Raw genomic sequence first — 19,568 nt, 5'->3', positions numbered from 1 at the left:
GGAACACTGGTCTTAACAACTGTTCCAGAAGGTTTCGTTGTTCGTCATAATATTGCCACTGGTACTCTTCCACGGTCCGTTTCTGTTTTTTCAGGTAAAGGCAGAGGGTCTGGATATCCCTGTCATTCATGACCTTCAATGCCTGTTGTCTGACTACTGAGAAGGGCTGATTGTCATCAATATTCTCGTCAACAAACAGGTGAAGTAGCTCTGCCGCTTTCGTGACATTGTCCGCAGCTGACTGCCAGGACAGGAACACTGCTTGTTGTGCAAAGGCGTTGGCGGCTTCCTGTTGTTTTCGGATATGGTAAACAAACCCATCCGTCAGGCGCTCCAGTGCAAGTTGCATGCGCTCTGTCAGATGACACAGTAACCACAGGTGCTGCTGTGAGCGTTTGAAGCGCCGCACTTTACTGCCGTAGTAATCAATAAGGGGTTTTGCGCCCATCCCCTCGAAATCGGCATCAGAATGATGACGGCCAAATGAACGCGCTTTTTGTGAATTCTTCGAAAAACTGCCAAATAATTAAAAATAGGCATAGATAACTAAAATGATAAAAGCTTCTGCTGTGAGAATGACCCTCATGCTTGTTCAAGCAATAACTGCGCGTACAGTGAAATAGTCTTTTGACTAATGGTAGACATCGCCAAGACTATTACTACTAGTAGACAAAGTTGTGAGGTGTCCACATGTCTAAAGATGTAAATAAGCTACTCGCAGGTCAACTTCTGATTGTTGAAGATGACGCCATTACTTCTGAACTTATATCAAACAACCTCACAGCATTAAAGAAAATCCGTATTGTTGCAAACGGTAAAAGTGCAGTTAAGTTTTGCCAATTGTATAAACCAGATATCATTGTGCTAGATGTTTACTTACCAGACATCAATGGTATTGAGCGCTACCGACTTCCTAAAGAAGCCACTATCTCTCTCAACTCTTCAACAATGACTTGTTAAACACTTGAATACTTCAAAACAATTAGAAACATATCGAGAGTTGATACATGTAGATCAATTGACTGGTGTGTTTAGTCGGTACTATTTTAGTATGCACTCAATACATCATAAGCGGCATTTTCATCAGCATGGACAGTAGTTGAGCCGCAGATATGCTTTGTCATCGCTGCTTCAACGGCATCTGAATTTTCAGAACGAATAATAACAAGTAAACTTGAGGGGCGTTTTCGGGTTAGCAATCAACACCCCTCTAAATAGTTCTAGTAGAGGATGATGCTTGCGTTTGCTCTAACTGTCACATTGCCAGCTGGATCGATAATAGTACCCGCATTGGCGTAAATTGTACCGCCGAGACTCTTTTTATACTCCTTTGACTGTACAACCCAATTCATAGTGTAGATTGTATTGGGTTTTATCGGTGCTGTGAACTTTACATCCATGTGAGCTCCAAGCATAGGACCAAATTTCATGAAGTGAGTAGGAAGAAGAGCGGAAAATACTGCAGTGATATGGCTGCCACTTGCAATAATCCCTCCAAGACGAATTGTTTGTTCGTTATCTGGGTCATTATGTACAGGATTTAAATCGCCAATGAACTTGGCTCCATCTACTACTTCCTTCTCACTTAAGAGTAATTGGGACTCAATGATGTAGCCTACGTCTGGCAAATATTCTTTCTGCTCCTGAACGCTTTGCATAGATTGCATTAGCCAACCTCCTTTAGAAGATGGTGCTGATTTCTCAGATTAAGATTTTCGCTAGTTTGCAATGATGGCGCGGAATAGCGGAAATCATGAGCCCATACAAATTGATGCCAATAGCTCTCTGCAATCTCAATCCATATTTTGAGTAGATTTTCATCTTTGACGAATCTCTTTTGATTTATCATTATCCAACTCATTACAGCTTGGCTGTCTCTACAATCCTCGCAATGTCCTGAAGTGCAGCAAAAGTTTACCGTTTTGCAGTCTGAGGCGTAGGCATTAAATCCTGGAAGTACAGCATTACCGTTCTTAATTCTTTCAGCATTTTGTGGATGGTCTACACTCACACTGGGGCAAACATCATATCCAAAATCTCCCCAGTGACTTTTCCCTGTTACCATAGCTTCAATGTAGTAAGGGTGGCTAGCGAGTGTCTCTGGAAACAACTCCCTGACTCGCAAAATTTCATCAAGTAATCTTTTTTCGTACTTGGTCCGGAGTGGATCGCTCGTACCATACTTACTATAAAAATTAACTGAGACTGTATTTCCATTTTCCGATATTTTTCTCACTGTCTCTTCGATATGAGCAATTCCATCTTCAGTCACTGCAAAAATGAAATGGGCTCTCGGATCATATTTATAGTTCTTAAGAGCAGTCTCAAATAGACCCGAAAAGGAGTTTCCGTTAGGTTTGATCGCTCGCAGGTCATCGTCTAGAGAGCCACCACCAAACAAAGAGATTAAAACCGAAAAATCCTTAAAGCCTTCTTTGGGCAAAGCTTTAAGACCATTGGTTGATATGCTATTAAACTCCATAATCTCAGCAAATAATTCGAGTCTTTTGGGATGGAGCGTAGGCTCGCCTCCTATAATCAGACTAGTATTGATACCTCTATTCCTCTCAGAGATAAGAAACTTTTTAATTTCATCCTTTTTGGACAAATCTTTTGTTCTTTTGTCAAAGTCATATTCAAAAAACCAACAACCTTTACACCTTATATTGCACGCTGTAGTGATTAAATACTCTGACACTCTAACTCTTGAACTAATTTGTTTAATCCGTTGATAACGAGCATAATATTCAAAGTCACCGTTAAGCCTTTTAAATATTGCATTTTTGGTAACATCTTTCATAAGCAAATCCTTCTAGCATAAGATTAGAGAAACTTTCTGTTTGCAGTATCGTCTGGTACATGAAGTCCAAGAGCTTCTAATTTTCTTCTGGCCTTTTCCGCAAATTCGTTGCGTGCAACGGAATATGACTTTTGCCTCAACCCGTATTTCACGTACAATTCTGACCTTGGGGAATCACTTCTGCCAAAGGTATCAAGTGTTACTGGCCACATTCTTATAAGAGCTTCTTGAATTTGCTTGAATCCATTTTTCGTCTTACACATGCTCCTCGTAATCCTGAATCCATGCCCAACGTGCAGTTTTTCATCCTTTAAAACATGAGGGCACATGTCAGCAATAGGCCTGTAGGAACTTTGAGCCATTTCCTCTAGGACATCAATTACAGCGTCTTCTACAAGAGTCGAAATCAATGCTCTTTCAGCCCAATTTCGACAACTTTTTACGGCTTCGGTCGCGTAGAACGCTCTATCGTTCAAGTTTTGCGATAGCATAAATGACGTATCTATACCAATATCTAATAAAATGTCCGCAGCTCTTTGATAGTGGTCAAGTTCATCCTTGGCTAATTCGCAGCACACTGCTTTCTCGTAGGGGTCATTTGTCAAAAAGTAAAACAATTTTACATAGTCATCAGCTCCAGAAAGTTCCCCTTCAGCATGGGCAGTCAATTGCCTCTTAACGAGATCTTGATATTCTTTAGGTGTTTCAAGTAGTTCTGATGGAGTTGATATATGGAATGGGCTTACATCTTTTACAGCAATAGATTCTTGTAGCATTTCACAGTCCTTTTTGGAAAAGTAGTTACCAAGAACAAATGCGAAGTTAATCTTGGTAAGGTCCTGTCTATAGGATGCCCACCTTTTTCAGAAATTCAAATTGCTACTAATGTTCATGACAGCAGAAAATGAGTTACATCAATGCCTAACAGATAACTGGACCTTTAAAGCAAACACATGTTTTACTTGAACCTACAAAATAACTCAAAAAAATCAAGGCGAGTTCCACACAACGTCATACGGCTTTCCAATTGGAAAGTCCATACCACAAAATAACCATAGAAATGATCTGCAAATTTGTAAAGACGTTGTTTAAAAAATTTGCCAGAAAGTAATAAAGTTATTAACTAAGTTCTTAACGCTGGGAATTGATATCACGAGCTACGACCATACCTAAAGTATAGTCGCGTGATTACTAAAGGAACTTGACGGTCTAACTAACCTGAACTCGGTTTAAGAAATTGAACTAATTGCCTGTTCCAAGATCCGATCTTTCGACCAAGAAAAATATGGACCAAAAAGTGTTCAGCGTTCTCCAAGTCCCAATGCCACATACCGTCCAATGACGAGTGTTCAATAAACCTGAATATGCGCGTATCGGATTGAACTAAGTCGAGCAACTCTTTCTCAAGTCTATGCAATGGTAATACCTTTTAGTTCAACGCCGACGTTTGAACTTCCTCTATTTACACCTACTGCTGTGTTAATGATAGCGTCAGTATCTCAATGAAGAAACTAATTAAATTAATACTAAATCAATAAATTCATCAAACAAGAAAGTATTAAAAAACGACCGTTTTATGAGAGTGAAAAGTATTTTCTCCGCTCGGTCTGATTTTATTGGTTCTATTTGTTTTATAAACCCATCTCATTTAATATAGTCTCATAAAGTCATTTTTCAACATGTAAATAAGATTATGGGGCTCAAAATAGGGTATGCTCGAGTAAGTACATCTGATCAAGACTTAAATCTACAGATCGATGCGTTAATGAACAACGGGTGTGCTCCTGAACATATTTTTACCGATAAAACGTCGGGAGCAAAATCAACTCGACCAGGATTAGATAAATGTCTTGATACATTGTCATCTGGAGACATTTTAATAGTATGGCGATTAGATCGTCTTGGCCGCTCAATGTCTCACTTGATCAATTTGATTGAGTCATTAGTTGAAAAAGACATTGGATTCAAATCGATCCAGGACGGTGCTATTGATACAACAACAGCTTCAGGTGAGTTGATGTTCAATATATTTAGTGCATTGTCGCAATTTGAGAGACGATTAATCCAAGAGCGGACCAATGCTGGTTTATCTGCTGCAAGAGCACGAGGACGGAATGGCGGTAGACCTAAAATCGGTATCAACAACCCTAAAGTCCAGATGGCAAAGCAGATGCACCAAAATAATTCACTTTCTATAGAGTCTATTTGTAATTCACTTTCTATATCTAAAGCAACTTTCTATCGTTATTTAGCAATGTGATTATAAGAAAGCAACTCATTGAACTATTATTCACTTTGCAGAGGCTCCACACCACTAAGCAAACCTGCCAAATCAATCGCTTTACGATTTTTGTTAAAGGCATACTCTCCGTTCAAGTTGATGTGCTGCCAAGCAACCGGTGATAGTTTAGAAATAATATCTACCACATCTTGTCTACCGTTTCTTTCTTGGATCTTCAAAAAGGCTGATAACAAGGCAGAATTATAATAGATAATACAGTTTGAAATGAGCCGCGCACAATCATTCCATTGAGACACCTGATAATCGTTACCACCACGAAATCTATTACCATTGACTGAGGTAATGGCTCGTTTTAACTGGTGATAGGCTTCCCCTCTATTTAACGCTTGCTGAACATAATGGCGTAGTGTTGAGCTATCAACGTACTCCAAAACGTAAATCGCTTTAATTAGACGATCATACTCATGCAAAGCTGACAACGTGCGACTCTTGCCGTTACTGAGCTTTCTAATGATGGTGCTTTGAGTAGTTGTCTTTTGGCTAAGAGAACAAAGGATATGTTGAATGTTTTCCCATTCTTCAGCCACTAATTTATAGTTAACGTCTTTCTTTAACTGAATTCGGCCACCTTCTTCTTCAGTAACTTCAAATAAGTCAAAAAACACTCGTTTCATTTTTGCGTATCGAGGCGCAAAGGTGTAGCCAAAGAAATCTAAAATAGCGAAATTGACGTTATTCGTGCCGTGGTTATCGGTGGATAACGTATTTGGCTGTATCTCAGAGGTATTGTTGTAAAGCAAATCAAATGCAAAATGACCTTCATATTCATTCGCGCCAATAACTTGAGTATTCACTGGCACATGATTTGACACTAACGTCAGCGCTGAGACACCTTTGCCTTTGGCAAAATACTTGGATGAATAACGGGCTTTAAAGGTGTTGATCCTACACTCGAATTTTTGACCATCGATGCTTGAAAATAACTGATTGTCATCAATATGGTAGTAAGCAAATATTGGCAGGATAGCAATGGCATTAGAGATCTGATCATTAGACTCTTTCAGCGTCTCGTATCTGATGTAACTATCATTAACACTGCGCAACTTTCCCATCGAACGGTCGGAGATATTGGCCATTTTATATAGGCCGTAATTCGTACCGTTGGCGAGTATGCAGGCAACCAGATCTTCTTTGTCTACTGATGATTTTTGTTTTGTGGTAGCGATATGTGTAAAAGCATTGAGGTAATTAGTTTTTTCGTCAACAAACAGCATAAGCTCGACAATACCCATATGCTGAATTTGATTATAGAGAGGGTTATCAACCGTTTGTTGCCAGCGGCTATTTGGGATAGACCATTTTAGTTCTGACTTACCAGGTATAACTTCGACGTATTTGTTGTCACCACTGAATATATGTGTGCCAGCCTCTTTCAATTTCACTTCAAGCTGATACTGCTTCTCATCCAAGGTTTGGTTAATTGGTGCTGATAGTTTATCAAGCCCTGTATTTTCAATAATATCGTCTTTGTTTTGCCATTCTTTTGGCTGGATTAAATCTGAACTCAGACTACGATTATTGACACTCTCTTTTACGGTAAGGCTATTGTTTTGAAATAGTTGCTCTGCTTTACGATACAGGAAGTACTCAAAACGAATAGCTATTTGCTTAGAAACTTCTCCTTGCAAATACCCTCGGTCACCTTTGGGTACCAAGTCTAGGTTGATGGTTCTAACAGCCTTGCATTCACTGAGTTCAGAGCGCAACGTTACATACTGATTATGTAAATCATCTTTTAAATGGATAAACTCAATGTCTATGGCCATGAACAAGGAGCGTAGAAGTTTACTCACCTTGCTTGACTGTTTATCAATAAATTGCCACTCATATTTACGCCCATCAAAATCATTGCTATCAAGATGTTCGCTAAGCAATTTAATGTTCTCAGCAGGTAGCAACTTAAAGGCTTTTTTGCGTACATCGCCAAAGGTCAATGCATCGTCAATATCGCTGTCAATGAAGTAATTCAGCAGACTGCCAGCCGATTTCAATTTTGTTCTGACAATGTTTATATCTTCGATAACTCCCTGTTTGGCGTGACTCTTTGCTCCTTCAGCAAGCTTTCGGACGAGATAGATAAATGCAGAAACGAGGTTGTCGTTAGTTTCGCGGTACCTGAAGAATAGATAACAAACAAGATATAACAAGGTTTGACTATCAGCATGTCTTTTTAACTTATAAACCGACTTGTGTTTTACTAAAGACGCGTAGTATTCAAGGTTTTTCGGTGACAGCTCTAATTCAGCAATCAGTGTCTTAATTTCTGGATAAAGCGCACGTATGATTTTATGCGTCTTTAGTTCTTGTGATATTTGGCTGGCTGAAAAATCCTTCGCCATGCGCTTTAACATAGCGAGATCTGTGAACGTGCTTTTGGAATCAAGCAATCTAAGAAGCGTAGCTTTTGTATCACTGCCTAGGTTTTGGTTCAGGACAGACTCAATGCGACTACGCTCACTAGAAAGTACACTCGATATGATATCTTGAAGTGTCGTATAACCAGCTAACGCAATCCTGTTTTGTCCAAAGTAAGCAATGCATTCATCAAACACATATCTTGGCTCTTGATTGATTTTAACAACGACATTGAGCCTTTTGAGTAAAGGTGCCTTGTCATTCTTGCTCTGGTAAACGGAGAAGCCTGTATAAGTCAGAAGTTTTCTAACTAACGCTGTTTTGGTTCGCGGTGGAATATCTTCATCTTGAACGCTTTTATCGCTGAAATATTTTGCTTTAACGTAGTTAAAGTCAGGTTCAACATCTGAGAATGTAAAATTGAAAATTATTGGTCTGGATCTGAAATAACCCAATAAGAGGATAAAATAGATTCTGGTCTCTGTTTGCCTCAACGTATTGACCAGTTTCTGAGTTTCCTTGTCGAGTGAAAAGTAGTCTTCTCTGTCGGAGTGACTAAAGTTGGGGAGAGCATAAAGTTCTTTGACTTCAAACGACGTGAGTATTTGAATGCGTTTTGTTTGTTCAGCAGCGATGGCATATAGTCCTGATTATTTTTTCATAATCATAACAGACTCAATGTTTTAATTCCTAATGCCGATTTCGAGGGGATGGGCGCAAAACCCCAATAAGGCCGCTGAAGTGTTGTCGATTTTTTAGCGACAGATTGAGCCTGTCCACAACGTCATTTATTTGCGTGTTCCATGGTGCTAACCGGTGGTAAATGGCGAGCTCTTTTTTAAGCTCAGGCACGGTCAGACTTTTGGCACCACCCCTGAGATGGCTCAGACTCAGCCCGTCGTCTTTAGTAGTGATTATGTTGTCCAGAAAGACGTTAAGTTCATTACTGGTAAGTTGATTCAGTTGGAGCGTCAGGTCTTTTCTGACCTGTTGCATTGTGCGGCTTATCAGTCTTTGAAGCACGGAGTACTTAGGAATGGCAATGTTATGGCTGGCAAGGTATTCAATGGCCGCATCAAAGAGGTGTCGAGGCTCCAGCCAGGCATGACCAATGTAAACCAGGTGGTGGCACAGAGCATTGAGGTGCTGTTTTTCATTCCACTTATTGTAATTAAGTAGACGCAGTATCCTTGAGTAAATACGGTCACGCTGCATTTTACTGACACTGAAAGGCTTGATCCCTTTACCTCTTTGAATTTGGGAGGCAATAAACTGCATGTCGATACTGATATCACGGAAACTCGGAGCAATGATCACTGGCTTAGATTTAAAATAGCCCAGAAGCGCCACGAAATAACAACGATGTTTAGTAAGCCTGATAGTACGGCATTCGGCCTGTTCTACATCGTTTAGCGAAAAATACAAACGTTGTTCCTCAATAGAAAACTGAGGTGCTGAATACAAGTCTCGTTGTTCTGCCTGAGTCAGAATCGAGAGTTCATTACTAATTGCCATGATGAATAAACGCCAATATGATTGATGGTGTTTATATAAGATGGCAGAATATTGGAAGGTAACCCACCGCCACAGACCATATAATATAATACCTGTAGCGTTCTATGTTACTTTAGAGGGGAAAATCCCTAGAACCCCTGAACAGGTGTGGTTGCTTCTTGTGTAAATTGACACAATTGTGTCAATATTCTGGAGTGATTATTGAGGTGTAGAATGGTATGAAAGAGAGGAAAAACAGCACTATTCATGATGTGGCGAGAGTGGCCGGTGTTTCGATTAAGACAGTTTCCAGAGTAATCAATAAAGATCTAACCGTGCGCAGTAGCAATCGGGAAAAGGTTGAAAGTGCTATTCGCCAAACTGGTTATCAACCTGATCTGAATGCCCGGCGATTAAGAACTCAACAATCTTATCTTATAGCACTACTCTACGCAGTACATGATTCCAATTCATACTCCTCCCGTCTTACTTATGGTGCGGTTAGCGCCTGTGATGAAGCTGGTTATGATTTATTGGTTCGTCCGTGTGACTTTGTAAACTATAATGATATATCAGCTATTGTTGAGCATATTGCGAATCGTTCGAATCCCGATGGCTATATTATTGCGCCGCCATTAAGCAATGATCCAGACTTAATTAGAACGTTAAAATCACTAGATAAAGGCATTGTCAGGATTGCACCATTAAATATAGATGAAGATGACTGCGTTTACACGATGGAATACGATGGTGCTTTGACGGCGATGCGACACTTGATGAGTGTAGGTCATACTAAAATTGCTTTTATCAATGACCTAAAAGGATATGGAGGTGTATCTCGATTCGAGGGTTACCAACAAGCCCATAAGGAAGCAGGATTAGAAATTGAACCATCATTAGTGAAGACCCTAGAGGGCACTGACAGTGAGTATGAGATGGCAGTAAGGCAGTTACTAAATAATGAAAACTGTCCTACAGCCGTTTTTTGCTCTACAGATTATCTGGCAATGTTGATATACCGGGTTGCTAATCAATTGCACCTGAAAATTCCTTACGACCTATCGGTCATAGGCTTTGACGACGATCCTAATTCGCGAAATATATGGCCACCATTGAGTACTATTCGTCAACCGGTTGTTAATCTTGGGCGTGCGGCAGCAGAAAAGCTTATTTATTCCTTAATACAAAAGCAGCATGTTAACCACAAACAGGATTTGGCGTGTGAGTTAATAATGCGGAGTTCCTGTGCGCCTAATTTGTAATTGTTTGAGCGTCACTAATAAGTAGTTTGGTTGAATAATCTTTTGGGTTTAGGGTAAACGGTTTTCTTTACTTACCATAGGTGTAGAAACCAAAAGTGAGTCGATAAAAAATGCCAGTCAGCTTAACTGACTGGCATTTTTTATTAGCGAAATAATCAGAACGGGTACTGAATTCCCTGGTTCATTACGCTTATCCATTTACTGTGGGTAAACTCATCAAGGTTTACCGGACCGCCAATACGGCCAGCATCCCCTGAGTCTTTTAACCCGCCAAACGGAATGTGATACTCATTGTTTACCGTTTGATCATTCACATGCACCATACCGGCTTCTATCAGCCCGGCCAGGTATTCGCCTTTGGCACTGTCTGCGGTATGAATGGAGGCAGATAATCCCAGCGACGTCGCATTGGCCAGCGCAATGGCTTCCTGCTCAGTGCTAAAGGTTACAATGGGGGCAACCGGGCCAAATATTTCCTGCTGAAATACCGGCATATCCGGTGTTACGTTAGTCAGTACGGTTGGGCGCACTAATCGGCCCTCAACCGTGCCGCCGGCAATCACTTTGGCGCCCATTGCCACAGACTCATCAATCAGAGCCTCAACCTTATCGGCCTGGGTCTGGTTAATTAACGGGCCAAGATGGCATTGTTCGGTAAACGGGTTTCCGGCATACAGGTTATTAGCGCGTTCAGCCAGTGCCGAGGCGTAGGCTTCGGCCACGTCCTTGTGGACAATATGACGCCCGGATTGCATGCATATCTGCCCCTGATGGAGGAACGCACCCCAGGCAGCACAGGATGACGCTGAAGCGATATCTGCATCGGCCAGCACGATAAAGGCATTGTTACCGCCCAGTTCCAGCGATGTTTTCTTGAATGTTGCGGCGCAATGCTTCGCGATTGAGCGGCCCACCGCAGTGGATCCGGTAAACGCGATCATGCCGGTATCCGGATGCTCAACCACGGCCTGACCTGGTTCGGCACCACCCGGCAATAAACCCAGCACATGGTCAGGTAAACCCGCCTCGCGCATCAGTTGCTGAATAATCACCCCGCCGGTAAAAAAGCTCTGCGGATCGGGTTTCAGCACTACACTGTTGCCCATGGCAAGGGCCGGTAATACCGCTCGTAATGAGAGTAACAATGGAAAGTTCCACGGTGCGATAACGCCAACTACGCCTACCGGAATGCGCACACGCATGTTTTTGCGCCCCGGCATCGCCGATGGGTATATTTCGCCATTGGGTGCCTGGGTCTGACTGGCGGCCATATAGGTTTGTTCTACACAAGCCTGTAATTCCCATTCGCTTTTAGGCCGGATAGAGCCGCATTCTCTGGCATTCCAGGCATGAATAAGTTCGGCATTGGCTTCGAGTGCCTGCGCAAATCGGCGCAGGATACCAGCGCGGGTTTCAAAGGTGGTGGCAGCCCAGTCCGGCTGTGCCTGCTTACAACGGCTGATGACATCGCCTGCTTCGGCGGCAGTGGCAGCATTAATACTGCCGAAAACGGTGCCGGTGGCAGGTTCGACAATGTCGAACGCAGCACCGGAGAAGCCAGATGTGTAGTCGAGGGAAAAGTCACTCTGGCTGATGTCTTGATAATTCATGCTAATACCTTAACTTGGATTCGTTTGGTTGATGTGATCGGCAATGTAACTGGCCAGCGCATAAACCGTTTCAGACGGGTTATAACCAATTGATGTGGGAAGCAGACTGGCATCTACCACATACAGCTTCTTAATGTCGTGGGTTTCACCATAGGGGTTAACCACGGTTTTGGTTTTGTCGGCCCCCATCCGGCAGGTGCCCTGTGGATGGAACGACGTGTAGCGATAACGCGCCGGTTCATTTTCAAGGGCATCAATAACGCTGTCGATGTCGTCCACGGAATTGATCCGCTGTTTATCTGACGTCGGCAGGTACAGGTATTTGGCACCGGCTGCAAACAGAATGCGCGCATTATCCTTCAGGCCTTTCTTCATGGCTTCAAAGTCTTCATCGTCTACCTGATAGCGAATTTCCTTGTAGCCGTTTTCCAGCGTTACTTCACCCACGTTTTTATCGTGGATCAGGGTAATCAGCCGCGTGGAGTTAGGGTAGTTCTGCATGTAGCGCACGTAGGGTTTACCCGTTCCTGGCTCCGCCATAAATGAGGCTTCTACGGGATCCTGAACTGCATTGAGTTGGATCCAGCCTCCATCATCCGGCAGGGTATGGCTGTCGTCGAACAGGCTGTGTGTAGCGCCGTGGAAATCATTCAGCTGTTTGTCGAACATTGCGGTAACGGAAAGTGACGGGTGGCAGGCGAAGTTTTTACCCACCTGACCACTGGAGTTTGCCAGCCCGGATTGTTGTAACAGCAGCGGCGAGCCTGTAGGCCCTGCAGCAAGCACCACTATAGGCGCATTGACCTTCATGCGGGTTTTTACCTTGCCAGTTTTCGGATCGACAACTTCAGCATTTACACCACTGGCAGCACCGTTGACGGTGTTAATTTTGGTTACCCGGGTATCGGCATAAATAACGGCGCCGTGATTACATGCCCAGGGCAGGTAAGTCACCATCATCGATTGTTTACGGTCAGTTTTGCAGCCAGCAAAGCAAAAGCCGGTCATGGCGCAATCACGTATATTGCGTCGGGCCAGGCCCAGCGGAATATCCAGCTTCTGCATACCTTTTTTAATGTACTCGGCACCCACGCTGGTTTCGTGACCTTTCACTTCGGTGATCCCGAGTTTTTTTTCGACTTTTTCAAAGTACGGCAACATGACATCGGGTGTGAGGTTCGTCAGGCCATATTCTTTACCCCATTTATTCAGGTAGTAATCCGGAGTACGGAAACACAGTGCGGCGTTGACCACGGTAGAGCCACCCACACAGCGACCCTGCAATACAGTAATATCGCCATCGGTGTTACTTTGTGCACCTTCACCTTCATACAGGGTGGCCATGGAAACGGCCATCATTTCGGTGAATTTTTCTGATGGTACATAAGGGCCAGCCTCCAGCACGATTACTTTTTTACCGGCTTTGGCCAGTTCGTAGGCATTGATCCCGCCACCCGCGCCAGATCCAATAATGACCACGTCGGCGTCAAGGTCGAGTTGGGCTGCAGTGATATCGGCAGCGGTTTTTACGTTTAACTGATTTTGAGTTGTAGACATCGTTATACTCCTACCGATATTTAAGCTTGTGGCTCGGGTGTAACACCGCGCTTTTTAAGTCCCCATTTTTCCGATACCGGACCGTCATAACCTAACGGTGCCCAGGTGTTCGGAATAGCCCAGTAAGCCAGCACAGTGAGCTTTTTAATCCCCATCGCTAAAGCACGATGCGGCGCTACATCTGAGTCTGCCCAGGCATCCACAAAGGCAGTTGCGTCGGCGTCGGATAGCTTGGTAAAAGGCTTGCCGTAGGCTTTTTCGGCGCTTTGATTAAAGTAATGAATACCCTGATTAAGCCCTTTACGGATATGCGGTGGCATGCCTGCCAGCAAGGCGCCTTCAATGGTCGGGATAACCGGTAACGTGGCCGGATTCACCAGGGTAGTGCCCTCGGTAGGTAAGGCGATAGCAAGCATTTTCTTAAATACGGCCTGCTCGGTTGCATCCATTTTGTTTTCGTCGGTCAGAATGCCTGCCATGACCTGCATAGACGAACAGCTCATGACGGTTGCGGTGATGGCGGTTGCCAGTTTTAAGAACTGCCTGCGTTGATTATTAATATGTGACATTGGATTGCCCTTTATCGTTGTGTTATAGCGATTACAACTACGTACAGCATGGTTACGCAGGGAGTGTGCCAAAAGTTAATTAAAAGTTAATTTGTTGATATTTATTTGGTTTTTTGAAAAGTGGTTTGGCAGTGTTTCATTTTGAAACACTGCCAGGCAGGTGCCAGTCTCAGTTTAATGCACTGTCAGAACGTTCTTTGGCCAGTTTGCGGTATAACGTGGCCCGGGAGATGCCCAGGGTCTTCGCTGCCTGGCTCATATTGCCGCTGCAATCCTCAACCACCTGATTGATCAGTTCCTGACTGGCCTGATCCAGTAAGCGTCCTGATCCCATTGGCTGGGCAGATGTCGAAATGGCGGGCTGAGATACGCAGGTCTGACAGGTTTGATACTCGTCGGGAAGCTCATCCATTTGAATGAGGGTAGTCTCATCACCAATGGCATCGGCATACAGCAACACATTGCGCAATTCGCGGATGTTGCCAGGCCAGTTATAACACTGAATAAAGCGTTTAACTTCGGCACTCAGGCTTTGTTTATGCTGGCAGTCGGCGTTAACAATAGTGGCAGCAATGGCCAGTTTATCATCCCGTTCCCGCAAGGGTTTAATGGGAATGGCAAAGCCTTTTAAACGAAAGTACAAATCCTGCCTAAAACGGCCTTCATCAATGGCTTGTTCAAGGTTGACATTCGTTGCACAGATAAGCTGAAAATCGACTTTATGTTCCTTTGATGATCCTAACGGACTCACCTCGCGGGTTTCCAGCACCCGTAACAAACGGCTTTGGAGGGCGAGAGGCATATCGCCGATTTCATCCAAAAACAAGGTACCTTTGTCGGCTTCGGCAATACGCCCTTTAAAACCATTTTTATCGGCACCGGTAAACGCACCGGCCTGATACCCAAACAGTTCGCTTTCGATGAGGTTTTCTGGAATCGACGCGCAGTTAATAGAGATAAACTTTCCACGACACTGACTGGCATCGTGCAGGTGACGGGCGGTAACTTCTTTACCAACGCCGGATTCACCATAAAGCATAACGGGTAAACGGTTGAGCACTCTGGCGCCGCGTTGTACCGACTTTGTCAGCTGTTCATCGCCGAAGGTCGTCTGTGATTCAGGCTTAATTTCTACAGTGGCCGGGTAATTAAACTGACTGGTATGCTTTACGGGGGCGACCTGAGGCGTTCTGATTATTCTTGAGGCCAGGGTGACGCCCGAGTGGAGGGTTAAATAAAACGGTTCGCCATTTGCCGCGCGTTTGCTGGTGACTAACTGAAAATCGGAACTGAATAAGCCGTCGAACCAGGTATCAAAAAAGCGCCGCTGGTCTGAAATAAAGGTTGAAGCGGCTTCGTTACAGCCAACCATCTTTCCTTCCGGCGTAATCGCCAGCAGCAGATTAGTGATATCACCGAATTGCCCGGAAGAGGGAATAATCTCGATAACATAGGTATCGCTAAGATTCAGGATCAGCGATTTCTGGATATTTCTGGCGCAGGTCTCAAGCATGTAAAACACGGCCATATCGTTAATGGAGTGTTCGTTGGTGATGTCCAGAGAAGCGCATAAACGGCCCATATGGTCAAAAACCGGTGCCGCCGCACAGTGAAAAGTGTTGTGTTGCTCTTTGTAATGTTCGCCGCCAAATACGCGGCTGAACTTTTTACTGTTTACTGCGCAGGACATGGCCGTTGTACCTACCACGTTCTCATTCAGCATGATGCCGTCTTTAAAGGCCTGGGCGATGCGCGAGTTACTTAGACGATTAGCCTGGCGAACCTGCAATGCATTACAATCCTGATCAGTTAACAAGACCGACCAGCCGGCACCTGCAACAGCCCTGAACAGCTGCTCGACATGGCGGTTTGAAACCGTAAGCAGCTCTTCATTCTGGTATTTAAGCTGGTCCAGAAGATCAGGCCTAATAAAACTGTATTCGAGTTTGCCTGACATGGGGAGGGTTTGGTCTGCACAGCGAAGCCACGACTCCCGAATGGCACTGGGTAGCATGCTGGCTACCTGAACATCTCCTTCAATAAAACGCTGACGGATTACACTTAATTCATTGCTCATTACTTCGACCTTTTGGGGTTTGCTGTGCTAACACATAGCGAAAACAACCGTAATTTCTGGTAATCGAAAAATAAAGCTTCAGTCTAGCATGAATTGTAAAATATTTGTAATATGTTTTATATGTGAATATTTGTTCGCTATATGAATTTGGTAGAGGGGTTGCCAAGTAAAAGCAGGATGTACTTATCAATGCTATGCACACCCTGTACTCTGAGGGAGACTATTTCAAGTTTAAAACACTTTTACAAAACGCAGATTAATGCGATCGGTTTCAAAAAAGCCATTTTCTACCGAAATACTGCGGCCATACTGAGCTTGCACCTGTAAATCTGGTTGTAAGAAGTGCTGCAGCGTAACCTGCCAGCGGTTATTGTTCAGCTCGTCCTGCTGCTCAACTTCGGACACTTGAGATTCTGCACCGAAGTCGTGGTAATAGTTTACTGAGGCGGTGGTGGTATCAGAAATATGGTAGTTCAGATGCACCTGATAACCGTATTGATCGTCCTGTTTACGGGTGATCCCTGATGCGCCAAAATCGTCATTATCGCCAAAGAAGGTGTATTCACCCACCAGATGAAGGGAAAACTGCTCGCTGATTGGCGTAATAAAGGCCGCCTGGGTAATAAACTTAGTGCGGTTTTCGCCTAGATTCACTGGACCTTTTTCAGTGTCGTAACTACCTAAAGGTACTGAAACCAGCCCTGTTACGCCAACTGCTTGTTTGGTGTCCGGGTTATTATACAGCCAGATAGTGGCCCCTAGTATAGGGTCTCCAATGCCTGATGCTTCGATTTCTGCGCCGCCAGCATTAAGTTTGAGTTGTCCAAACGGTAGGATCACCTGAGGATCGATAATAAAACCGCCCAGTTCAATGTAGTGCACCCAACGCAACAGGCCAATGTCGGCACTTAACGTCGGGCCGTTTTCAACCTGCTGGCCATTAACGTAGAACTCATCGTTTTCAAATGACTGAAGGTACAAAATGCCCAGGTCGATGCCCGCTGGAAGTGGCGCGTAGTCACCCGGATCGGTAGCTACCTGAGCTGCCTGAGCGGTAGAAGTTAATGCCGCACATGACAGGCTTAGTGACAGCAAAGCTGGTTTTAACCGTGTGTTTTTCATCTAGTTATCCTTATAAAAGTTAACGCATTACGTCATATTTGTTATTGCATTTAACATTCCATAAACAAAAACCGTATTTCAAAACAATCATTTAGCCTTGTTATGTTAATAAAATTACATATCGGAGTGTTTTAAAAAACTACACCAGGTGTTATGTGATTCTCAAAATGAAACACTTTGCGGTAGCGACTATTCGTGTCAAATCCTTTTACCTGCTGGTAAATCGCGTACCGCGTGGAGTCCGGCTATTTTCTCGGTGTTTGTAAATGCGGTGTTAATTTTGCATTCTCTCAGCACTCCATTCACGCCGGCGATTTTTACGGTGAATGGACCTTTAACAAGCAGTAGGAGCGAATGTCGTGGAAAAGGCAGATAAGTTAAACCTGCAGGTAAAGCAGATTAAAATAAAACAATACGGATTTGGAATGCTGGCACTCTCAATGTGGTGGCTGGCTACAGGCATACCATTTTATTCCGGATCTGTTTCATTAAGTTTGTTGGCTAGCATTATTGCAACCGGGAGCAGTATTTATGTCATGCTCCTGGGTCGTCGGTTCCCGAAATCTGAAGTGTTTACCATATATCAGGAAGTCGAAGTTGAACCGCCAGCAAACGAGCCACAGACGTTATGTCAGCAACTACCTTCTAATGATCAGGAAAATGCCGTTCAGGATAAACAGAGAGAAGAGACTGTAATTGAGCAGCTGTGCCCGGAAATCGCCAAAGCCTCAGCCATATTATCAGAGATTCTGCTGGGTATGGAAAAAGCCAGGGAATTAGCGGGCTACTCCGGCAAAAAAGTGAATGAGAGTTTCGAGTATACAAAGAATTGTCAAACGGCGAGTGAATATTTGGCCGAGCACATTGTAACGGTAAAAAATGTGTTTATTCAGCTTACCCATCAATCTGACAAAATAGCGGTTATTGTCGGGCAGATTCAGGATATTGCTAAACAAACTAATTTACTGGCTTTGAACGCGTCAATTGAGGCCGCCCGAGCAGGCGAGCATGGCAGAGGGTTTGCAGTCGTTGCCAATGAAGTGCGAGAGCTGGCAAATAGCGCTAATACGTCCAGTGAAGAGATAGGAGCAATTGTTAAGCAGTTAAAGGAAACGTCTGCCGATGCTGGTAATGGTATGGAGGCCGCGGTCGTCGCCAGTGAAGACAGCTTAAATCAATCTACCCTTGCACTTGAGGCCATGGTGGAGATCACCCAGGGTGCAAAGGAAAGAACGGCGGTCGTCGGTGAGATTTATCAAAAATTACTTTTGCAGCAGTCAACGTTAAACACGTTGTCACTACTTTTAGAGCGCGGGGATGTTTGCAACTTAGTGGTGTCGGAGCAATCTCAGCTTTACTTAAGATAGGCGAGCAATGTTAAGCCCAATGATCATAAGTAAATTGAGCTGAAATTATTAAAATTGAGACGTTCCGTAAAGATAAAAAACCGACTCTCGTCAATTTGTGTTCAGATCTAAAATTAGTACCAAAGGATGGTTTATCCCAGAATCATTGTCCGGAATGCCGGAATGCCGGAATGCCGGAATGCCGGAATGCACCTTACATATTGTAACGAACTATATGAATCTCACACTTAAAGCGTAACGATTACGTCATCGAACGGAATCACGAATTTATCTTCCTCCTCATGTCGTAAAGACACTAAATTGCGCAGTAAAACTTCAATCTGCTCGGCCCTAATATTCGAGTCTAGAGCCAGTTCATACTCTGTAATTTGTACTGCGTCATTTTCTAAAAACGGCATTCCATAGGCCCTCTTAGTAAAGACTCTTATTCTAATGGATCGCTAGCTTTACAATACTGTACGCATGGCCAGAAACGCAGCTAGCAACAAATAGCTCTGCTAATATTTGAGGAATGATTTGATGTCTTCTAACTGCTGAAACTGATCGGAATGCCCTGCAGTTATTCCTTGGCTTTAATGCTGCCCCTGTTCGCATTCATTGCCGAGAGTTAGTGGATTTTGCAATACATATTAGCTCATTTGCCTGAGCCATATATGTTGACGCTCACAAAAAATAAATTGCGCGAACAACTTCACACGAGAATTCAAAACAAGATTAAAGTATAAATATTTAAAATCATGATATTAAGATGCCATTCGTTCGTGCGTAGTGTAATTGTAGTCACAAAAGAACGGTTTTGTGACAATGGGGGTTACATCAACAAACGCTTCGCACACATTATTAATCACAATAACTTAACTCTTTCTTCTTAGTCTAAGCAGCATAGTAATATAAAAGGTGGAAGTGTTAAATTGTAAAAGCTGAAACCATTTCTATAGAAAAGGACTAGACGCTAGTTCTTTCTCAAAAAACTGAGTCCTTCAGTTGGCTCTAAACCAAGCGCCTCGCAATATTGCACATACTCATATACATTTAGCTTACGTTGAAATGTTT

Annotated in this window: 14 protein-coding genes and 3 pseudogenes; 4 read left to right on the top strand and 13 right to left on the bottom strand. The window is 43.5% G+C overall.

Annotated elements, in window-relative coordinates; all coding sequences use genetic code 11:
- A pseudogene (locus tag ACFI6L_RS19335) lies at positions 1-433 on the bottom strand (Tn3 family transposase); the annotation flags it as partial.
- Positions 434-690: 257 nt separating this feature from the next.
- Between ACFI6L_RS19335 and ACFI6L_RS19330 the strand changes: the two are divergent.
- A complete protein-coding gene (locus ACFI6L_RS19330; RefSeq protein ID WP_015068647.1) occupies positions 691-960 on the top strand; it encodes a response regulator in 270 nt (89 codons plus the stop codon).
- A gap of 86 nt (positions 961-1,046) precedes the next feature.
- Here the strand turns inward: ACFI6L_RS19330 and ACFI6L_RS19325 are convergent, their stop codons facing one another.
- From ACFI6L_RS19325 to ACFI6L_RS19310, 4 genes are read right to left on the bottom strand one after another with little or no spacing between them, the layout of a single operon-like run.
- Positions 1,047-1,199: a hypothetical protein gene (locus ACFI6L_RS19325; RefSeq protein WP_020742482.1), complete on the bottom strand. Its 153-nt coding sequence runs from the start codon at positions 1,197-1,199 to the stop codon at positions 1,047-1,049.
- Between the two features lie 21 nt (positions 1,200-1,220).
- The gene (locus tag ACFI6L_RS19320) at positions 1,221-1,667 is read right to left on the bottom strand and encodes a MaoC family dehydratase (RefSeq protein ID WP_015068648.1); all 447 of its coding nucleotides are present in this window, start codon (positions 1,665-1,667) and stop codon (positions 1,221-1,223) included.
- Positions 1,667-2,800, bottom strand: coding sequence for a radical SAM protein (locus tag ACFI6L_RS19315; RefSeq protein WP_015068649.1), 1,134 nt, complete (start codon positions 2,798-2,800; stop codon positions 1,667-1,669). Before ACFI6L_RS19315 ends, ACFI6L_RS19320 begins: the two co-directional genes overlap by 1 nt.
- Before the next feature lie 23 nt (positions 2,801-2,823).
- Complete coding sequence (locus ACFI6L_RS19310) at positions 2,824-3,576, bottom strand: Phenylacetic acid catabolic protein (protein WP_015068650.1); 753 nt, start codon at positions 3,574-3,576, stop codon at positions 2,824-2,826.
- 917 nt (positions 3,577-4,493) lie between these two features.
- Between ACFI6L_RS19310 and ACFI6L_RS19305 the strand changes: the two genes are divergently transcribed.
- Entirely contained in the window at positions 4,494-5,060 is a 567-nt protein-coding gene (locus tag ACFI6L_RS19305; RefSeq protein ID WP_015068652.1) for a recombinase family protein, read from the top strand.
- 26 nt (positions 5,061-5,086) lie between these two features.
- Here ACFI6L_RS19305 and ACFI6L_RS19300 read toward each other — a convergent pair whose 3' ends face one another.
- Positions 5,087-8,062, bottom strand: coding sequence for a Tn3 family transposase (locus ACFI6L_RS19300; RefSeq protein WP_080653184.1), 2,976 nt, complete (start codon positions 8,060-8,062; stop codon positions 5,087-5,089).
- Positions 8,063-8,183: 121 nt separating this feature from the next.
- Positions 8,184-8,972: pseudogene (locus ACFI6L_RS19295) on the bottom strand (DUF4158 domain-containing protein); the annotation flags it as partial.
- Positions 8,973-9,190: 218 nt separating this feature from the next.
- Here ACFI6L_RS19295 and ACFI6L_RS19290 point away from each other — a divergent pair.
- A complete protein-coding gene (locus ACFI6L_RS19290; protein ID WP_287149488.1) occupies positions 9,191-10,213 on the top strand; it encodes a LacI family DNA-binding transcriptional regulator in 1,023 nt (340 codons plus the stop codon).
- 155 nt (positions 10,214-10,368) lie between these two features.
- Here ACFI6L_RS19290 and ACFI6L_RS19285 read toward each other — a convergent pair whose 3' ends face one another.
- The 5 genes from ACFI6L_RS19285 to ACFI6L_RS19265 form a co-directional block, all read right to left on the bottom strand.
- Positions 10,369-11,823 carry an aldehyde dehydrogenase family protein gene (locus tag ACFI6L_RS19285; RefSeq protein WP_218309929.1) on the bottom strand — a complete coding sequence of 485 codons (1,455 nt, stop codon included), beginning with the start codon at positions 11,821-11,823 and terminating at the stop codon, positions 10,369-10,371.
- A 9-nt stretch (positions 11,824-11,832) separates the two neighbouring features.
- Entirely contained in the window at positions 11,833-13,380 is a 1,548-nt protein-coding gene (locus ACFI6L_RS19280) for an FAD-dependent oxidoreductase (protein ID WP_218309930.1), read from the bottom strand.
- 20 nt (positions 13,381-13,400) lie between these two features.
- Entirely contained in the window at positions 13,401-13,949 is a 549-nt protein-coding gene (locus ACFI6L_RS19275) for a gluconate 2-dehydrogenase subunit 3 family protein (RefSeq protein WP_218309931.1), read from the bottom strand.
- A 169-nt stretch (positions 13,950-14,118) separates the two neighbouring features.
- Positions 14,119-16,026 (bottom strand): sigma-54-dependent Fis family transcriptional regulator, encoded by a 1,908-nt coding sequence (locus ACFI6L_RS19270; RefSeq protein WP_338854093.1) that lies wholly within the window; start codon positions 16,024-16,026, stop codon positions 14,119-14,121.
- Between the two features lie 231 nt (positions 16,027-16,257).
- Entirely contained in the window at positions 16,258-17,148 is an 891-nt protein-coding gene (locus ACFI6L_RS19265) for a transporter (RefSeq protein WP_187447769.1), read from the bottom strand.
- Positions 17,149-17,507: 359 nt separating this feature from the next.
- On the opposite strand from ACFI6L_RS19265, the pseudogene ACFI6L_RS19260 reads away from it, so the two are divergent.
- Positions 17,508-18,356, top strand: a pseudogene (locus ACFI6L_RS19260) (methyl-accepting chemotaxis protein); the annotation flags it as partial.
- Between the two features lie 386 nt (positions 18,357-18,742).
- Here ACFI6L_RS19260 and ACFI6L_RS19255 read toward each other — a convergent pair.
- Positions 18,743-18,913, bottom strand: coding sequence for a hypothetical protein (locus tag ACFI6L_RS19255; protein ID WP_187447770.1), 171 nt, complete (start codon positions 18,911-18,913; stop codon positions 18,743-18,745).
- Positions 18,914-19,568: the final 655 nt, after the last annotated feature.

This window comes from Alteromonas sp. G4i35, assembly GCF_054960375.1.
The sequence above is the reverse complement of the archived record's forward strand: the minus strand, read 5'-3'. Positions and strand labels throughout refer to the sequence as shown.